This window comes from Paenibacillus sp. JT22N1 (genome assembly GCF_059692155.1).
Genome location: NZ_JCAUAW010000007.1, coordinates 221,185 through 239,589, shown reverse-complemented (window position 1 = coordinate 239,589; position 18,405 = coordinate 221,185). Strand labels below are relative to the sequence as shown.

The 18,405-nt window shown below is 41.5% G+C and carries 13 protein-coding genes and 2 pseudogenes; 9 read left to right on the top strand and 6 right to left on the bottom strand.

Features of this window, described 5'->3' with window-relative positions; all coding sequences use genetic code 11:
* Positions 1-8: 8 nt before the first annotated feature.
* A pseudogene (locus AC58UU_RS16040) lies at positions 9-396 on the bottom strand (IS6 family transposase); the annotation flags it as partial.
* Between the two features lie 150 nt (positions 397-546).
* Here AC58UU_RS16040 and AC58UU_RS16035 point away from each other — a divergent pair.
* The 6 genes and pseudogenes from AC58UU_RS16035 (at position 547) to AC58UU_RS16010 (ending at position 10,053) form a co-directional block, all read left to right on the top strand.
* Positions 547-2,523: a glycoside hydrolase family 127 protein gene (locus AC58UU_RS16035; protein WP_497317161.1), complete on the top strand. Its 1,977-nt coding sequence runs from the start codon at positions 547-549 to the stop codon at positions 2,521-2,523.
* Between the two features lie 151 nt (positions 2,524-2,674).
* Positions 2,675-4,087: an ABC transporter substrate-binding protein gene (locus AC58UU_RS16030; protein WP_497317159.1), complete on the top strand. Its 1,413-nt coding sequence runs from the start codon at positions 2,675-2,677 to the stop codon at positions 4,085-4,087.
* 72 nt (positions 4,088-4,159) lie between these two features.
* Positions 4,160-5,083, top strand: a complete 924-nt coding sequence (locus tag AC58UU_RS16025; protein WP_497317157.1) for a carbohydrate ABC transporter permease — start codon at positions 4,160-4,162, stop codon at positions 5,081-5,083.
* Positions 5,080-5,949 (top strand): carbohydrate ABC transporter permease, encoded by an 870-nt coding sequence (locus AC58UU_RS16020; protein WP_497317155.1) that lies wholly within the window; start codon positions 5,080-5,082, stop codon positions 5,947-5,949. Before AC58UU_RS16025 ends, AC58UU_RS16020 begins: the two co-directional genes overlap by 4 nt.
* Before the next feature lie 879 nt (positions 5,950-6,828).
* Positions 6,829-8,480: pseudogene (locus AC58UU_RS16015) on the top strand (DUF5695 domain-containing protein); the annotation flags it as partial.
* Positions 8,481-8,487: 7 nt separating this feature from the next.
* On the top strand, positions 8,488-10,053 hold the full coding sequence (locus AC58UU_RS16010) for a glycoside hydrolase family 127 protein (RefSeq protein WP_497317153.1): 1,566 nt from the start codon (positions 8,488-8,490) through the stop codon (positions 10,051-10,053).
* Between the two features lie 57 nt (positions 10,054-10,110).
* Here AC58UU_RS16010 and AC58UU_RS16005 read toward each other — a convergent pair whose 3' ends face one another.
* A complete protein-coding gene (locus AC58UU_RS16005) occupies positions 10,111-11,001 on the bottom strand; it encodes a helix-turn-helix transcriptional regulator (RefSeq protein ID WP_497317151.1) in 891 nt (296 codons plus the stop codon).
* Between the two features lie 309 nt (positions 11,002-11,310).
* Between AC58UU_RS16005 and AC58UU_RS16000 the strand changes: the two genes are divergently transcribed.
* On the top strand, positions 11,311-11,532 hold the full coding sequence (locus AC58UU_RS16000) for an alpha/beta hydrolase fold domain-containing protein (RefSeq protein ID WP_497317352.1): 222 nt from the start codon (positions 11,311-11,313) through the stop codon (positions 11,530-11,532).
* Between the two features lie 660 nt (positions 11,533-12,192).
* Here AC58UU_RS16000 and AC58UU_RS15995 read toward each other — a convergent pair.
* Entirely contained in the window at positions 12,193-12,405 is a 213-nt protein-coding gene (locus AC58UU_RS15995) for a hypothetical protein (RefSeq protein ID WP_497317149.1), read from the bottom strand.
* A gap of 217 nt (positions 12,406-12,622) precedes the next feature.
* Between AC58UU_RS15995 and AC58UU_RS15990 the strand changes: the two genes are divergently transcribed.
* Positions 12,623-12,793, top strand: a complete 171-nt coding sequence (locus AC58UU_RS15990; RefSeq protein ID WP_497317147.1) for a hypothetical protein — start codon at positions 12,623-12,625, stop codon at positions 12,791-12,793.
* Positions 12,794-12,939: 146 nt separating this feature from the next.
* The gene (locus AC58UU_RS15985; RefSeq protein WP_497317145.1) at positions 12,940-14,208 is read left to right on the top strand and encodes a TniQ family protein; all 1,269 of its coding nucleotides are present in this window, start codon (positions 12,940-12,942) and stop codon (positions 14,206-14,208) included.
* Between the two features lie 26 nt (positions 14,209-14,234).
* Here AC58UU_RS15985 and AC58UU_RS15980 read toward each other — a convergent pair whose 3' ends face one another.
* The 3 genes from AC58UU_RS15980 to AC58UU_RS15970 form a co-directional block, all read right to left on the bottom strand.
* Positions 14,235-14,576 (bottom strand): helix-turn-helix domain-containing protein, encoded by a 342-nt coding sequence (locus tag AC58UU_RS15980; protein ID WP_497317143.1) that lies wholly within the window; start codon positions 14,574-14,576, stop codon positions 14,235-14,237.
* Positions 14,577-15,464: 888 nt separating this feature from the next.
* Positions 15,465-16,721, bottom strand: a complete 1,257-nt coding sequence (locus AC58UU_RS15975) for a Gfo/Idh/MocA family protein (protein ID WP_497317141.1) — start codon at positions 16,719-16,721, stop codon at positions 15,465-15,467.
* A gap of 89 nt (positions 16,722-16,810) precedes the next feature.
* The gene (locus AC58UU_RS15970; RefSeq protein WP_497317139.1) at positions 16,811-18,397 is read right to left on the bottom strand and encodes an extracellular solute-binding protein; all 1,587 of its coding nucleotides are present in this window, start codon (positions 18,395-18,397) and stop codon (positions 16,811-16,813) included.
* Positions 18,398-18,405 lie beyond the last annotated feature (8 nt).

The window sequence follows — 18,405 nt, the reverse complement described above, 5'->3', positions numbered from 1 at the left end:
TCGTTGTGCTATGCCACAATACCAAATATTTTATTGAGCCATTCAACAGCAGAGAGGACAGACGAATTATTTTCGGCCTGCCCTTTCCTAATCATATACATGGCCTCAATTCCCTTAACGTCTGTTCTGCAGTTAGAAATGATTTGAAACCAAGCATCGGTTTTGTGATTTTTTTTATGAACCGATGATCTTGCTCCACAATGTTGTTTAGATACTTTGTCTGTCTAATCAAAGTTTCTTTTGGTAAGGCTTTTTCATTTATTAATTCTTGTATGGCTGGTGGATATTTTCAAATAACATGAAATCAATCGTTTTCCCCATAGAATCAACTGCCCGATATAAATACTTCCATTGACCTTTGACTTTGATGTAGGTTTCGTCCGTGCACCACAACCGATCGGAGAGCTCATTTGGGATATTTTCTATTGGTTGTAATTTTTAAAAAAGTGGTTGAAAATCCATAATTAATACCACGGTATCACATGTATTATAATTAATAGCGCTTTCATTCGAAGGCGGAATTTTTAAAGTAAAGGAGCATACTTGATGAGTAATCTGTCTATCTCTACACCCGTTCAATTGAAGAACATGATAATCAAGGATGACTTCTGGTCCCCTTATATTTCATTAATTCGCGATGTTGTCGTACCTTACCAGTGGGAGGCGCTTAATGACCGAATCGAAGGTAACGAGCCGAGTCACGCCATCCAGAATTTCAGAATCGCTGCCGGATTGGAGCAGGGCGACTTCTACGGCATGGTGTTTCAAGATAGCGACGTGGCCAAGTGGCTCGAAGCCGTCGGTTATCTTTTGGAGCAAATGCCTGATCCCGATCTGGAAAAGGTAGCGGACGAAGTCGTCGATCTGATCGCTCAGGCGCAGCATGCGGACGGATACTTGAATACTTATTTTACGCTCAAAGAAATGGCAGGCAGATGGACGAACCTCGCGGAGTGCCACGAGCTCTACTGCGCGGGTCATCTGATCGAAGCGGCGGTCGCCTATGAGAAGGCAACGGGGAAGGTCAAGATTCTGGAAGTGGCTTGCAAGCTGGCCGACTGCATCGATGCGACGTTCGGGCCAGAAGATGGAAAGATCAAAGGTTATGACGGGCACCAAGAGGTCGAGCTAGCGCTAATGAAGCTCTACAGAGCCACCTCGAATGAGCGATATATGAAGCTGGCGAAGTTCTTCTTGGACGAGAGAGGGCAGAGTCCCCACTTCTACGACTTAGAGTTCGATCGCCGGAATGGCGAGACTCATTTCCAAGCGCTGAAGATAGCCAAGGACAAATCTTACAGCCAAGCGCACCTCCCGATTCGAATGCAGCAGACGGCTGAAGGTCACGCGGTGCGGGTCGTATATATGTGCACGGGTATGGCCGATGTCGCTGCAGCGACCGGAGACGAGGAGTTGCTGAAGGCATGCCGGGCTCTCTGGAATAACATCGTGAACAAGCGGATGTACATTACGGGATCGATCGGCTCGATGTCTTACGGCGAGTCATTCACGCTCGATTACGATTTGCCGAACGATACGGCTTACGCCGAGACGTGCGCATCGATCGGTCTCATCTTTTTTGCCCAGCGCATGCTTCAGATCGAGCCGAGAAGCGAATACGCAGACGTCATGGAGAGAGCGCTCTATAACACCGTTATTGGCGGAATGTCTCGCGACGGACAGCACTTCTTCTACGTAAATCCGTTGGAAGCATGGCCTGAAGCGAGCGGTAAGAATCAGAATTTTGATCACGTGAAGATGGAAAGGCAGCGATGGTTCGGTTGCGCTTGTTGCCCGCCTAATATCGCTAGGCTGCTCGCCTCTCTCGGCAGCTATATCTACTCGTTGCATGGGCATACCCTTTATGCTCACTTATATATTGGGAGCCAAGTCACGGTGGAGGTGGATGGCAGCGCCGTTCAAATCATCCAGCATTCCGAGCTGCCTTGGAACGGTAATATCAGATTCGAGCTGATGATGGATCAACCCAAAACCTTCTCTTTGGCTCTTCGGATACCAAGCTGGTGTGGGACATGGGATGTCAGGGTTAACGGGCAACCGGTAGCGGAATCCGCTATGCGCCTGGTTAACGGTTATCTTTATCTCGAACGGGAATGGAACGGTGGTGATATCGTCCAATTGGTTCTACCGATGAACGTTAGTCCGATGAAAGGCAATCCGGAAATTCGAGAGACCGTAGGCATGGTCGCCATCCAGCGAGGGCCGATGGTGTACTGCCTGGAGGAAGCCGACAATGGCAAAGGGCTGCATAAGCTGATCATCCGTCCGGGCTTCGAAGATCAAGTTAGCTTTGATAGCAGCTTGTTAGGCGGACTGCTTACCATCGACTTAACCGCTTATCGGATCCAAGACGAGGGCTGGAAGGATCGACTGTACCGTATGAATGCCGAGGATCACTTAGAAGCGACGACCGCCCGATTCATCCCTTACTTTGCTTGGGCGAACCGGGGAAGCGGTGAGATGAGAGTGTGGATCAGAGAAAATACGGTTTTACCCTCATGAGGTGCAAGGATAAATAACGATTGTTGACTCTGGTCAAGGAGGGAAGGGAGCAAGCGACAGTATAAACGTCTTATAGACAGATGAAATATTCCCCGCCAACGCGGGAGGAAATAAGGGATGAGAATGAAATATATATGATGGAGGGGTTAATATGAAAACAATGAAAAAAGGATTCATGTTTAGCGTGTCTATGGTCTTGATCTTAAGCATGATGGCTGGATGCTCCACGAATAACGATAAACCAAACGCATCACCAACGGGAGAAGCGGCTTCAAAAGCACCGATGACGACGCCGCCTCCTTCCACGGAGAAGGTTAAGATTACCTATTCGATGTGGGGAAGCGAGGCTGAAGGAAGCAAAACCCAGGAAGCGGCGGACAAATTTAATGCTTCCCAAAACAAAATTGAAGTAAAAGTGCAAGCGATTCCTTGGGAAAACTACATGACCAAACTGAATACACAGGCAACGGCAGGTCAATTGCCAGATACGGGGATATTGAAGGAGGATGGCGTCATACAGTGGTCCTCCGATGGCATGTTGAATGATGTAAGTACCATGTACACGGGAAGTGACAGTAAGCCACTGGATAGTCTGGCCTACAAATATCAAGGCAAAACCGTAGCCTATGCCGCTGCCAATGAAATCCTCCTCCTTTATTACAACAAAGACATGTTCGACAAAGCGAAGGTACCTTATCCTCCATCGCTACTTGATAAAGCATGGACATGGGACGAATTCGTAGCAACGGCCAAGAAGCTGACGGTCGACAAGAATGGCAAACATCCTGACGAGGCTGGCTTTAATCCGCAGAGCATCGTTCAGTATGGTGCATCCGTCGAAAATCTGGCATGGCAGTTGGAAGCCTGGGTGCTTAGCAATGGCGGCGGTTTCTATTCCAATGACGGTACAGCGGTGAGAATCGGGGAAGACGCCAGTACGGAAGCGATTCAGAAAGTCGCGGATCTGTACTTGAAAGACCATGTTGCCCCGTTGTCCGTTGGACAGACCGATGATGGCATTCAGCGTACCATAATCGCAGGAACAGTCGCCATGGCCACGAACGGCGCGTGGAACGTAGGAACTAGCTTGAATGCAGCCAAGGATGCAGGACTGAAATATGGCGTAGCCGTATTACCTTACTTTAAGGAAAAGGTTACCCTCAACACGGGCGGTGCCAATGTCGTATTCTCCCAGACAAAGCATCCAAAAGAAGCTATGGAATGGCTCAAATGGTACACTGCCGAAGAAAACAACTGGGGACTCATCTCATCGGGCATTTGGATGCCAACGCTGAAAAAGTGGTATACGGATGAAACTCTTACCCATAAATGGGTCGACAATAAGAACTTCCCTCCGTATAACGAATACAAGTCTGCTGTAGTCGATTATGCGCAATCCTCAGCTGCGAGACCCGCTTCCTGGTTCTATACGAATCATACGACGGACTTTAACACCTTGCTGGGATCGACTTTGGGGGATGTATGGACCGGAAAAGCTACCGCCAAGGACGCCATTTCCAAAAATCTCGAAGCTTTGAAAGCAGCCAATAAAGGCAAAAAATAACGTATAGGATGGATGACCGCCAAGAACAAGCAAGCGGCGGTCATCCTTCAAATATGAGGTGGGGAGCAAGATATGGAAACCTTTAATAAACCCCAGCAACGCCGTTCCCGCCTTTATTCAAGCGAGGCAAGTGTTGCTTATATATGCTTGATTCCGGCAATACTCGGACTGATCTTCCTTACCTATCTGCCTCTTCTTGGCGTGTTGGGAATTAGTATGACGAATTGGACTGGGCTAAAGAACCCTGAATTCGTCGGCTTCAGCAATTATATCACGCTATTTACCACCGATCCTTATATTAAAGATTCAATTATAGCGACACTCTACTTCGCATTTTTATCCGTAGCCGGAAGCATGATTTATTCACTTTTCATCGCGATGCTATTGAACCGTAAAATTCCGGCAAGAGGTTTTTTCAGAGCTGTATTTTATGTGCCTTTCGTTTTGCCTGCTGCCGCTATATATGTAGGATGGTCCTGGCTTTACGAGGCGAATTTTGGTTTCTTCAACTATCTCCTCTCCACAATTGGATTGAACAAAGTTCTCTTTATCGCGGATTCCAATTACGTAGTCCCATCTCTTTCATTGATTGCGGTTTGGCTGTCGGGGAACTTAATCGTTATTTTTTTGGCTGGGCTTCAGAGCGTTCCGAACGTGTATCATGAAGCGGCTGAAATGGATGGTGCGAACGGATGGAATCGCTTCCGGCATATCACGTTGCCTTGTATGACGCCGATCATCTTTTACAACCTGTTGCTGAGCCTAATCGCCAATCTACAAGTCGTTACGCCGGCCCTTGCTCTGACCAATGGCGGTCCGGGCAACTCTTCCCGATTCATGACCTATCTGATGTATGATCAGGCTTTTGTCAATTACAAGCTGGGCTATGCCTGCGCGACGACCTTTATTATTTTCGCCATTCTTGCTGCTTTTACTGCCGTTTTGTTCAAGACGTCGAAACGGTGGATCTTTTCCGAAGGAGACGACGATAAATGAGCGAAGTCGCATACGCCAGATTAAAGAGCAAGAAACGCAGTGAACGAACGATGAACGTGCTTACGCTTATAGTCGTCATTATATTTGCCCTCATCGTGCTCTTCCCGATCTGGTGGATATTCCGTACGTCTCTAATGACGAATCCCGAGATCTACAAATATCCGCCGTCTCTCTTACCGAAAAATTGGTTGTTTTCCAATTATGAAAGAACACTGAATATATTTAAATTTTGGAAATATTTGTGGAATACGATGGTAATTATCGTTCCTTCTTGCTTGGGGGGGACATTCACGGCCACTTTGTGCGGATATGCCTTTGCGAGGTTGCGGTTTAGGGGCAAACAATTGATCTGGATCCTTTGCGTCGGTTCTATGCTCTTGCCTGCCATGGTAACGCTCATTCCGCTGTACATTGGATGGACACGGGGGCTGGGGCTTCATGACAGCTATCTGCCATTGATTCTGCCCTATTTTTGCGGCGGCGGCGCTTTTAATATCTTTTTGATTCGACAGTTCATTCTCTCCATACCGAGAGAACTCGACCAAGCGGCAACGATTGACGGCGCCGGGTACTTCCGCATTTTGTTCAGCATTATTATGCCGGCGATCAAACCCGCTATGATCGTTGTCGCATTGTTTATTTTCATCGGCTTATGGAATGATTTGCTCCAACAGATGATTTACATTAATTCGAGCGATAAATTCACCATAGCGTTGGGGCTTACCAATTTTAAAGGTCAATTAAAGCAAGATTGGTCGTTGACGATGGCAGCTACGTGCCTGTCCTTTGCTCCAGGCGTCATTTTCTACCTGATTGGTCAAAAGTATTTTGTAGAGGGAATCACGATGACCGGAATGAAAAGTTAGTCCGGATGCCTGTTAATTGAGGAAGCAATGCGAAGATGGGTATCCGATCGCGCTTGACCCGCGGATCGTCCTGGAAACGATTCCTTTTTTGTGGAAAGCACTGAACAATGTACTTGAAGGTGCGGAAGATTCCTTGCAACTGCGGCAAAGATATGCTTCAAGCCTCAATTACCAAAGATTCACCTATCTCTTTTTTAAAAAAATATTCAAGTATGTTTCACAAACAAATGTTCTGTGACTTGAACCATTTCTTTGCCACAGTTTGAATCAATTCTTAGCCTAAAATCAGACGATTTTAGGCTATTTTTTATCCAGCTAATATAAATTTGAAGCATTTCTTTGCCGCCCGTACTGTATAGAATTTCCTTCAGTTCTTTTGCGGTCGTAAATATTCACAGTATTATTGATTAGAATTACGTTAATGACTTGATTCACACAATAGTCTAACTGACAGGATACTGACAGAGTTCCATGAATACAAACAAGGACATCAAATTCTTCCAATATGTAGGTAAGTGATGATCCCATTAGACTTGTCTTGGGTTTTTTTTCTGAGCTGTCTGCATGCTGTGAATGGATGTTAGGATTGGTTAATATTTTTTAAAAATATGTTGTGAATCTTAAAGTAAAGGACAACTAATTTATATATGATAGGTTTGTAAGCGCAACGCATTACAGCATTCAATATGGAATTAGTGGTAACTTTGAATAAGGGGGGGATACGGGATCATTCTCAAGGATCAAGAATCTTAGGACTTCATCGACAGCTGAAACTTCTTCAAAAAGTTGAAGACATTCAAGAAGCGAAAGAGAGGATTACTAATGAAGCAAATGCTAAGTAAGTGTTGGGGCAAGTTGTCAAGTTCACAGAAAGTACAGATGTTCGCAGCTTCTGCTTTTACAGCCGCAGCCATTATGTTGGTGCCGCAGATAGCCGCAGCCAATACCATTACGAACAGTAATTTCACTGTGCAGACAGGTACGAATGGGGAGATTACTTCTCTACAAATTGGTGGTGATACGTATCCGACTAATTATGTCATGAATGCCACGAATGCGCCTAATCAGAATACAGCCGACCATCAATGGGTTGGGGAGCTTATGTTTACTTACAAGCTTGGTTCCGGTTCATGGTTGCAAGCGCTTACGAGCAAGTCCTCGGATGCTAGAACGATTACCCAATCGGGGAATACGGTTAATATTACGTATCAGAATTCCACAAACAGTGCTGGAATTAAAAATTTTAAAGTAGATGAGTCCTATTCGCTTGTAAGCGATTATTTAAAATGGCAAATTACGGTTACCAATACGAGCACTCAGACGTTAGAAATCGGTGATTTCGGTCTTCCACTTCCATTCAATGAGTTCTTTACTGGCGGGAATAATGAAGAAATCTATGAGACACGAACCATTTCTCACGCGTTTATTGGCAACAACAGCTCTTATCTTGTGGCTCAGCGTCCAAGCGGAATAGGACATTCCCTGCTCATGGTGCCTGATACGACGACTGGTGCAGGATTGGAGTATCAGGATAACTGGCGGGTTGAGGAACATCCTGGCAGTATGTGGGCCGCAGATCAGGGAGGGTATGCCAAGGGACTCAATGTCTACTACATCCATTCCAATGTTATTAAAAGCAATGCTCGCGGATACTTGCCTAGCACAAGCTTGGTGTTAGCGCCAGGTGCTAGTAAAACGTACGCTTTCAAATTTTTTAAAGCAGCCGATGAGTATGCCGTCCAAACAGACTTTACACCGAAGGTATGATTGATTTTAATGTCGTGCCAGGCATGATCGTGCCAACTAACCAAACGGCTAAATTTGATTTGCATACTTCGAAAGCGATTACATCGGTGAGTACCCAATATCCGTCGGAAACAACGATTACTTCGTTAGGAACGACGGGGACGGATCATAAACTGTATCAAATGACGATGAGCCATCTGGGACAAAACAATATTACTGTCACATATGGAAGCGGAGAAAAAACGGTTCTTCAATTCTATGCCATTGAACCCATTGACACGGCTTTACAGCGTCATGCTACCTTCATGGTGAATAATCAACAATGGAATGTCCCAGGCGACATCAGGGATAAAGTCTTTGATGACTGGTTGATGCAAACGAAAGCCAAGCGGAATAATTTTGCTGGATATTGGGGCTGGGGTGACGATTGGGGGCTCACACACGGTCAATTCCTTGCTGAGAAAAATACAATTATCCCTGTAGCCTCCGAAGTAACGGCAGTTGATAATTATTTGGAAACGGCGGTATGGACCAATCTGATGAACGGACATCAAACCGACTATCTTGTGCCGGACTTTCTGATGGCTCAGCCGAATACAACGCCAACCTATCGTGGTTACGCGTATCCGCATATTTACAACACGTATTTCAGCATGTATAAAGTTGCTAAGCTATATCCGAATCTTGTTACGTACAAAAATCTGAAAAATACTTATTTGCTTCGCGCTTATAATATTTTTAAAGCTTTGTATGACTGTCCAGTCGCTTATAACTGGAATACGGGTGACAAATTTGGCGGAGTGTCATGAACTATATTGTGCGGGGCATTTGATTGAAGCGGGCGTTGCTTATTACAAAAGCACAGGTAAACGTAAATTACTTGATGTATGTTGTCGTTACGCGGATTATGTAAACACAATATTCGGTAAGGAAGCAGGAAAATTGCAAGGGTATGATGGGCATCAGGAGATCGAGCTTGCTCTTGTGAAACTGTACGAAGTTACGGGCGAAAAGAGCTACTTGAAATTAAGTCAATTCTTTTTGGATGAACGGGGAAATAAACCGAGTTTTTATCAGAAGGAGTATGATCGACGTGAGAAAAAGGTTCATTTTCCGGAACTTGATATTGCCCGTGACCTTGCGTACAGTCAAGCTCATTTGCCAGTGCGTAAACAAGCTGTAGCTGTTGGACACGCAGTGCGAGTCGTGTATATGTGTACAGGGATGGCACACGTCGCCGCGGTCACGCAAGAAGAAGATTTAATTGAGGCTTGTCGGAAGCTGTGGTCGAATATCGTTCACAAGCAAATGTATGTCACTGGAGCAATTGGTGCGATGGCTTATGGTGAGGCGTTTACATCTGACTACGATTTGCCAAATAATACCTTTTATGGAGAAACTTATGCTTCTATCGGGCTGATATTTTTCGCACATCGCATGTTGGAAATTGAGCCGAAGAGCGAATATGCCGATGTGTTGGAGAGAGCATTGTACAATACGGTCATTAGTGGTATGGAAAAAGATGGGAAACACTTTTTTTACGTAAACCCTCTAGAAGTCTATCCTAAAGCCAATCAGACGAACAAGATTTATGAACATGTTAAATTGCAGCGTCAGCAATGGTTTGGGTGCTCTTGTTGTCCACCGAATATCGCTCGTTTGATTGCCTCCCTAAATCAATATGTATATACCTTTAAGGATAAGATGCTGTACACCCATCTGTATATTGGCGGAGAAGTCGATTTTGTTCTCGATGGACAATCGGTGAAGGTAGTGCAAAAATCCGAGTACACGATGGATGGAAAAGTTGCTTTTGAAGTCCGGTCAGGGGCTGAACCTGTTACATTTACGCTGGCTGTCAGAGTTCCTGAATGGTGTGAGCAGGTGACCTGTGCACTGAATGGCGATGTGGTTGCCTTTGATGTCATCTTGGACGGATATGGCAAGATCACGCGTACATGGCGAGTAGGCGACATTATCGAACTAAGCTTGGATATGCCGGTTAAACCTATTCACGGACACCCATTAATTCGTCAAAATGCCGGGAAAATTGCTTTACAGCGAGGGCCTTTCATCTATTGTATGGAAGAAATCGATAATGGGTGCAACCTTCATTTGTTGAATATTCATAGTGATGGTGCGTTCGATGTGGAATATGATATGGAATTATTCGGTGGAATGCATATAATTACCGCGTCTGCCTTACGTGCCGAAGTTCCACATGGTGAAGAATCATTGTATTATAGAAACAAACAGTGGAACTTGAAACCGGCGAATTCAACTTTCATTCCTTATTACGCTTGGGGGAACCGAGGAATAGGGGAAATGATGGTTTGGGTTAAAGTAAGAAATTCCTAGTAGTTAACAAAGATCCTATGACCTGCAAGTGCAGGTCATAGGATCTTTGTTGTTTCTTTAGGAGAACCCTGTGAAGTTTTTTCGGAAATTTAGCGGTGAAATGCCTTCCTTATTAGAAAAACAATAAGAAAAATAAGAGGCATGCTGAAAGCCGCTTTCTTCCGCTACTCTCGTCATCGACCAATTCGTTTGAATCAAAAGTTTTTTGGATTGCTCAATCCGATAATAGAGAAGATAGTCATTGGGTGTCATGCCAAATACTTTTAACATACATTTAGCAATATAATTAGGATGATAATTAAGATGTTCCTGCAGCATGGTATTAGAAATTTTTTTTGTGTAGTTTTGACGAATAAATAATTCAACTTTTTCAGCTAAATGAAAGGCCGTCACATCAGTTGTAGAAATTAATTCTCGATTTATGTGCTGCATGAATAGCTGAAAGGTGTTCTGCTTTCGCCAGTTGCGCTGTGAACGAGACTCCTGTTCTAATTCAAAAAAATATTCTAAAATTTCTAATCCTTTACTCGTAAGTTTTATGTACTTTGGTATGAAGATTGAGTTCACCTCAGCATGATTCAGAAAAGCGCTTTTTTTGTGATTCTCAATTAAGGATGCTTGATTTTCTAGGCAAGCGCTCATATCCATGTATTCTTCCCAAGCACCATAAGTATGGAAATGGATCCAGATAATCTCGGTTTCTTTTTCACAGGGTATTGTTCCATAGTGATTAAGATCGGGTCTCAGAATGATGGCTTCGTGTTGCTTAACATGCCATTCATTGGATCCTTCACCTATGAAAATGGCTCCTTGTTTTACAACAATAAGATCAAATGTACCGATATTATTGCGATTTATATGACGTTCTCCAACTTGATAGAAAGCGCTTCCGCAATCAAGGAAATAAGGAATAGGTGGAGCTATGAAATGAAGAATTTGTGGTTTCATATATACACCTCAAAAGCTCGTATTTTAAAATAAATCAATTCATTTGCCATATAAATATCATACTTGATTTCACCATGAAAATAAAGATAATTCATGCGAATTGACAAGGAAATCAATGTTTTAAATACGTATTAAAAAGGAGGATGTTTAGAGTGATATTTTTAAAAACCTTCTAAATAGTAACACCTGAATATCAGCATGATTCAGCTAGGTGTTTAGTTTTGTATTCATCTATTAAAGAAAAGCTATAGACGCAGAGGAATTAGCCTACCTAGCCGAAAGGTTCGGTTTCAGTAAAGGTGGCGCGCACTGAATCCTCTGTTATCTCCTGTATTTGCTACAAAAGAGCAGCTTGATCAACTTTCATCGGCGCTTGTGATTGTAGCTGGAGGGGATTCGCTCCATGATGAAGGGGGTCGTTATGTTGAAATGCTAAGACAAGCCGGTGTTTCGGTTGAGTTTCATGATTTTCCCCAACCTCCCTCATGGCTTTACACTGAATCCAGGACCGGAGACAGACAGAGCGTGTGATATCATGCCCCGATTTATTATGAAGCATATCTGAGAAATGAAACATATCCACTAAAATGTGACACAGGACGATTTCCTGGTACTTGCCTGGGAATTGGCTTGTGTTATGTCCAAGTATAACCATGCCTCACCGGATATACACCGGGTTGAATTCAGGTTAATCATCTAAAAAGAAAGGGTCATCTCAAAAGGATGGTCTTAAAAACTTGCCGTTATTGACAGCGAGGAGAACCGTATCATATAGAAAAGCTAGATTATTGCGCTAACGGGTAACGATGTGTTTTAAAGGAAGTTCTTATAACGGAATCTACGTTGCTTGTTGTGCACAACCTCAAAAGGTTGTGCACAACAAGCAACGCGCTTATTAAATTTATATTAGGGTATGCTAGAACATTTTGAAACTGATGAAATAAAAAATCAACCGTACTAATATGTTGTGAATAAGAAAAGACGATCCATGCCCAAAAAAAATGGAGGTGAGGGTCGTCTTTTTATTGGTTTTTTCTGAGCTTTACTGAAAAACTACAAGTTCTTCAGTAGATTTGAGTTTCTAAGGGCTTATAGAATTAATTTGTTTATCTATTAAGAAATCGGTCCATTTCCTGCTCACTCAGATTAGAAGATAGAATTCCTCTTTCTTTGCTATAGATATCAAGCTTTTTAACCTCTCATTACAGGCTCATCTGGAGATTGTGGAATAACATATACGTCATCTGGAAACGAATCTTCGAATTCTTTGATTTCTTTGATCATAGCTTGTGCACCGACCTTTTTAACCTTATAACCTGTAGGGGAGGTGAAATAACAACGACTATTCGTTCGATATTTTATTTTTTCTAAACAACTGGAGCATTCTCTTGGTTCAGAATTCATTACTAGTTATTTTCCAATAGGACATCAATCAAGATAAATACTTAAGAGAAATTTGATCTCGTGAAGTAATAGCTCTTAGCGGATAAAGAAGAGGAGATACAAATGAATAATATATACATAATTATAATAAAATAAATCATATATGATTCATTTTATTCGATCTTGTCAATACTTTTATTATGTATTATGAAAAATTAAAGAGTGAGGAAAATGTTTAATGCAAAATATTAATGAATTTGCATTTGTAACTTCAAAAGGCATTAGTTATCATGGAAAGTTATTTTCATGTGCGTTGGCAATTAAAGAAAACTGGTATTTGCAATCAGAAAAAAACAAATTTGTAGTTATCCCTACAGCAGGGTTGATGAATTTGAACAGCTCCTATTAATTATTGGAGATGATATAGTTATCTCTCGAAGTGTAGAGGGACAGAAAAGTCTTTCAGAAAGTGAATTAGCGGAATATTACATGAAATTTCAAGATTTAAAGCGAAGGTGGAGAGAACGATAGTTCATGTTAAAAGGAGAATGAAATATGGATAAGGTTCCTATTCGTTTGGAAATTTTTCATAATGAGAGTTTAGTAAGCTATCTGTACAGAATATCTAAAGAAAATGGCTATGTATTTCCATCTATGTTCAGCTCTGAACTTAATATGTCAATGTATGTACTCTTGAAAAACGAATTCTCGATTCTAGAATTGGAACGCCTGGGAGAACTTCTAGATCAGGAACCTGAGGTTTTAATGAGAATGACTAATTTATATTTAATCAAAGATATAGGAAAGAAACTGTTTGATGAAACTGCAATTAAGCATAAAGTTCAATATTGTCCAATGTGTGTAAATTTAAATTTTCATCATCAAATTGCTTGGTACTTGACTCCAATAACAATATGTTTGAAACATAACATATACTTAGTAGATCATTGTTACTCTTGTGGTATTAAAATTAACCTGTGGGCATATTGGAAGGAACAATGTTCCGAATGTATGTTTCGATTTAATGATGCGCATGCAAATCCTATCGATATAAGCTCATTCGATTATCATGCTCAGCTAGAAATCAATTCAATAATAATAGAACAAAATGCACAGTTTCTTGAGAAATATAGTATTAAAGATTACATACATCTAATGCTTGGGAGTAGGCGCCTTATTGCTGGACAAAAAAGTTTCATCGGAGAAACGATCTTAGAGTATAACTCTAGAAATAAGGTTTTTATATCGCATATCTATTCAAATTGTGTATGGATGTATTATGACTTTCCACGAAATTTCTATATTGCACTAAGTAAAATAAATAGTAAAACAAATTATTTAATAGAACGAAAATTGCGAATTTATAATAGCATTTTACAAAATGAGTCATTATCAATTATTAGAGAGGCATTTTCTGATTTTATGAATGAAACGTATGTTCGAAATGGAGGGGGGGGCATACTTGAGGATACTATCAACAGAGAGGAATTAATTCAATACTTTAAATTACGTCCGTACCAATTCAAATCTTTAGAGAGAACAAGGATTATCACTCCCCATATAATTAATGGCAATCATAAAGTATATAAAAAAAATGAAATTGAAGAGCTAATGAAGTTGTTTGAGGGAGCACCGTATAGAGAGGATATAAGAGGGATTAATTTCAAAAGAGCAATTTCCAAATATCGTACAAAAGGTTTCTCTTTTGAAAGGGCAGTCTCTTGGTTAAAAAGCAAAAAGATAGTTCTCTACAAAAGTAATAAAAGTACTGATTTAGAGGATTATATTTTTGATGAAAATAGATTGATAGATGAGTTAATATAAATTTAATTTAGAAATTTTGGGTCAGGTTAGTTTCCATTAAATATTTCATTAAGAATTATTTTTGTTTTTTTCAGATCTGAGACTTCTAACTTGATGAGGAGTTCGAATATTTCACTCAAGAAAATTTCTTTTTCAATCTTATGTATTTCAATCTCACTGGAGTATGTGAAAAACTCATGTATCCCAACGTTTAATCCTTCTGCAATACGATGTAAATTTTTTAAGGATATATTTGCTTCTCCTCGTTCCATGCTACCTATATATGAAAATTGGAAACCTGATTTTTCTCCAAGTTGCTCTTGACTTAGACCTTTTTGTTTTCTTATATCGCGTATTTTGGCACCAACTAGTTTTAAAATATCAATCATTTGACAACCCTCCATTAATTGAGTGTAGACAAATAATTAAAGAAGAAACATTGTTCGATATTTACAAAAAAGAATAAATGATATATATATCATTCAAATGAAATATTAATAGACCTTAAATATAAGGTCTTTTTTTATTTTGAATAAATTAAGGTTTAGAAGTGAATCGATAGAGAGACAATTATAATCCGTTAAAAAGAAAAAATGGAAAATAGTCAGTCTTTCTTTACTGCATGATGTTGTTTTACAAGAAGATGAGAATAAATACATAGAGGAAAATGATTGCTTATCAAGCTGGATATATGAGAAGGTGAGTTTACAATGAAATAATTCTCCATGGTATTATAACCTTAGTAATGTAACAATAGACCTTATTGAGGGTTGAGTTTTTTTACTAAGATTTGAAAAATTGAGGTTATTAGATTCGATATTTTGTGTATCCATGGTAGGAAATATAAAATACATATGTGTTTAATAGTTGTCATATACCAGCAGATGAATTGCATAAAGGATCAGTTAAACTTTGCCCACTTTGTTTAAGCCTTATCTTAAATTAGTTCGTGCAGCTTTGTTGATTTAAACAGATTTATGTAATTGTTTATGTATAATTATGCATTGCATTGAATATCAGTGTTTTTTTACTAAAAAGTTAGTCGAACTATTTCTGCAAATTATAGGTTTAAATTGGAAATATAAGAATTCTAAGTCTTATAATTATGCAAATTTATTTACCAAATAATGTAGTTTTGAAAGGAATTAGACTAATTAATTAAGCGAATTAACAATGAGCGGGATAAAAAAACGCAGCAGGAGATAGTAAACTATGAAGAAAAGTAGAGCCGATTCCCTTTCTGAGTATCGACGGAATCGGCTCTGTCTACTTTTCCACTATGTTTTCATATTATGAATGGCAAATTCGGATAAATCTATGGACTTCCCATTATTCAATCGGGACTCTTCAGCAGCAAAAGCCATCAAATGGCTGCGCACGGATGCAGATGCGGATGTTAAGCTTTCTCCTCCGTCGTAGTTCCTTACTTCCTCAAGGAAGCTGCTCACGATTCCAGAGTCCCCGCCGCCATGGCCGCTTGTTGGAGTGGCAATTTTAATCTCCGTTTCCTCATGAGTGACGAAATCTAGTAGGGTTAACTTGTTTTCGTCCCCGCGAAGCTCGCCTTTGGTGCCCATAATCTGAATCCTTCTCTCCTGATGACGGGTGAAGCCGCACATGCTGAACATCGCCGTAGCCCCATTCGCGAATTCCATATTGACAACTTGATGATCAACGACATTATTATCGCTTTTGTATACGCAGCGTCCATAAGGGGTTTCCTTCAAGCCTTTGACGATATTTTCCCTAGTCAGCTCTTCTGTAAAATGCCTCGCCCAATTCTTTCCTTCTCCCAAGTAAAACCGTGGCGCGGAATACGGACAGGTCGATTCGACCGTACAGCCATTCACGCAATAATCCGTTGATCCTTCAGGGACATTCCCGGAATGAAAATGCATCAAGGAGCCGTAAGAACTAACACGAACACAAGGCTGATCCATTAACCAGGAGAGCACATCCATATCATGGCATGATTTGGAGAGAATCATCGGGCTTGAGGTGTCGGAGTTATTCCAGTTGCCTCTAACGAAACTGTGGGCAATATGCCAATAACCGACGTTCTCGTTTAATTGAATGGAAACGACTTTGCCAATTCTGTCCTCTTGGATCAAGCGTTTAATGGCAGACCAGAACGGCGTGTAGCGGAGAACGTGACAGATGGTAAGTAGTCGGTTATTTTCCTTAGATGCTTTCTCCATCTCCAAGCATTCCTTTGGACTGGGCGACATCGGTTTTTCCAGTAGGACATGATACTTGTTGTTCAAAGCTTGAAGTGTAGGATGGTAATGCATTCGGTCCTGCGTGCAAATCATCGCAATATCTGCCATTTGCGGCTGCTCCAGCAGCTTTTCCCAGGAATCAAAGCAGCGATCCTCTGGAATCCCGTGCTCTTTGGCAAAACTTGCTCTTCGCTCCGGATTCGATTCTGCAACGGCGACGAATTTCAATAAGTGAGGGTAATTGATGGCATAAGGCGCATAACCATGGGCGCCTCTCGCTCCCGCACCGATTAATACAGCTGTAAGCTCCTTCATAGTAGGTTCTCTCCTTGCATATTTAGATAAAATAGAACAGCCCGGGTCTTTGGGATCGGGCTGTTCTCGTCGCTAACCTGTGGGTAGGATTACTTTTTCCATTCGCCTTTTAATTTCATATCATTTAGCTCTTTGTTGACTTCATCGATAGCCTGTTTTCCGCCCTTAGCCATCCATTCATCAACCATCTTATCCCAATCGGATATCGGTCTTTGACCCACGACCATCTTCGTCGTTTCATCGGTAATATATTGGTTCAATTCCGTCTTTTTCTCCATAAATGTAAGTGGATGAATCCGACTGATTGGATTTACATAAAACGGTGAACTTTTCAAAAGATCAGCAAGCTTTTGGTTGAATACTTTTCCATCAGCTGTTTTATTCATTTTCGCGTAATCATACAGAATGTCATCGCCAGTCTGCCATCCTTCGTTTAAGATATAGGCATTAGGCGCAACATTAGATCTGTTTTCCTTCATTTGTTGCGCGATTCCGTCAACCATTTTATAACCTTTGCCTTCATGACCGTTCATCCAATCGAAGTATTCGTTCTTCGGATTCTGCTGATCGAAGGGAACGGGCTTTCTGAAGTAATCGATGATCTCCAGGATGCGTTTTACTTTATTCGGATCGTTTTTCAGCTTGGCCGAAATCATATACATACGATAAAAGCCACTCCCTAGTGTATAGCCGGAATTCCCATCCGCTGTTTTAAACGGAGGAATCGGAACGACTACCGCCTTCGGATCATTTTTCATCAATACTTCAAAGTCAACACCGCCCGGCCCGCCAGGTCCCGGTTGATCGTACCAAATCCCGACTTTACCCGCGTTAAACGCTTTAAATACGTCGTTATATTTTGTAACAGCCCAATCTTTATTGAGCGCGCCTGCCTTGTAAACATCGGCAAGGAATTGAATCTTTTCTTTATTGGCTTGAGAAATATTGCCGGGGATCAACTGCCCGCTTGGATTCTTATGGTACCATGCGGTATTGCTGTAATAAGCGCCAAATCCCGGATCATAATAAATCCCTTTAGCAAGACCTAAACCTACGGTATCGTCTTTCCCGTTTCCGTCCGGATCGTTTTTCGAGAATGCAGTTACAACTTGCTTCAGCTCTTCATAGGTGGTCGGCATTTTAAGACCAAGCTTATCCAGCCAATCTTGGCGGATAAGCGGTTTTTTTCCGCCTTTTGCCGTAAAGTAGGTTGGAATCCCGTAGATTTTCCCGTCAACTTTCAAAGGATCCCATACATAATCCGGAACCGCTTTAAAAGTGTCATATTGCTTAATAAACTCATCGAGCGGAAGGTAAGCGCCCTGCTTCGCCCATTTCACGAAGTTGGAATCAACTTCTTCCATGCCGATCACATCCGGAAGATCGCCGGAAGCCATTTTTACGGCAAGCTTTTCATCGTATGTATCCCATGGAATGTACTGTGACTTGAAATCAACCTTAAACTTTTCATTGATCGCTTTTACCGCTTCACTATCCGGTGGCGGTACTGGATCTTCCCAAGAACCTTCAAACCAGTTGATCGTCACTTTTTTGCCGGTATCCGTCCCAGCTTTGCCGGTTTCTTGTGGAGTTGCAGATTGTCCGCTGGAACAAGCCGCCAGACTGCTTGCCATAGTAAGAGACAGTAGGACAGTAGTTATACGTTTTATTTGCATGTAGAACC